The sequence below is a fragment of the Buttiauxella sp. B2 genome (assembly GCF_006376615.1).
In the GTDB taxonomy this organism is placed as follows: domain Bacteria; phylum Pseudomonadota; class Gammaproteobacteria; order Enterobacterales; family Enterobacteriaceae; genus Buttiauxella.
Map to the genome: position 1 here is coordinate 1 of NZ_VEXQ01000071.1, position 1,074 is coordinate 1,074.

The 1,074-nt window shown below is 44.0% G+C and carries 1 protein-coding gene and 1 pseudogene; both read left to right on the plus strand.

Features of this window, described 5'->3' with window-relative positions; translation table 11 throughout:
• Positions 1-207, plus strand: a pseudogene (locus FH968_RS24050) (CadC family transcriptional regulator); the annotation flags it as partial.
• A 378-nt stretch (positions 208-585) separates the two neighbouring features.
• The coding region (locus FH968_RS23530) for a fimbria/pilus chaperone family protein (protein ID WP_139883903.1) at positions 586-1,074 on the plus strand (489 nt) is incomplete at its 3' end.

The following is a 1,074-nucleotide window of genomic DNA, read 5'->3' on the forward strand; positions in this document are numbered from 1 at the left end:
AACGATGAAATACTGTCCCATGTCTGGGATAAAAATAAACTGGCTTCCTCCAGTCAGCGATTATGGCAAGTAATGAAAGAATTAAAGAGAAAGTTATCTTTACTGGGCATTACCGATAATCTTATTACTCGCGTGGATAACTCTGGATATTATATAGACTTTCGCATAGTGAAAAAACTTTACTGTAATGTACTTCCTGGTGATTAACTTTTACTTTATGAATGAATTGCTCACCTATGATCTATGTTTACTCAGATAATATGTATTTTTCTCTTGGCCTGCAGCATATATTATAAGAAGCGGGAATGGCCGTGATTCTCGCTTCAATGGGTTATGATTTTTAAAATGGATCTGTTTATTCAAAGAAAATGGGTCTAACTCGAATGAATGTACAGGTCGTTTATATTTATTGGAAATATAAAATTTTATTTCAGCACGCGAGTTTGCGGACAGAAATATCCATGCGTTGAAAATAAATAGCATTAACCGCAGTCATCTGCAAATAACCAGGCATCGCCCCGTGTTGCACGGGGTCGCTTTCAACAAGCTAACTAGCAATTACTTTTTACTCTAAAGGTTACTCTCATGAAATTATTCTCTTGTATTAAAACAGGGGCGGCAGCTCTCGTCCTGGTTTCTGCTTTTTCCCACGCGACCGGTATGGTTCCGGAGACTTCAGTGGTCGTGGTGGAGGCTTCCGATGGTGAAGGCGCCATCAACATCACTAACACCGACAATTTCCCGGTGTTGATGCTGACCACCCTTCAGGATATTCCGGAAGACAAAACTTCATTACTGACCATCACACCGCCAGCCGCCCGCGTTGAAGCCGGTAAAACCCAGCGCATACGCTTCATCCTCACCGATAAAACGCCACTGAAAACGGAACATCTGAAACGCGTCATTTTTGAAGGGGTACCACCGCAGGTCAAAGACAAAAACCTGGTGCGTATGACGGTGCGTCAGAATCTGCCGGTACTTATCCGTCCCGCAGGCCTGGCCCGTGACGAAGCACCGTGGAAACTGCTGGTGTGGAAGCAAAGCGGTAACACGCTGACCGTCACTAACCCGTCC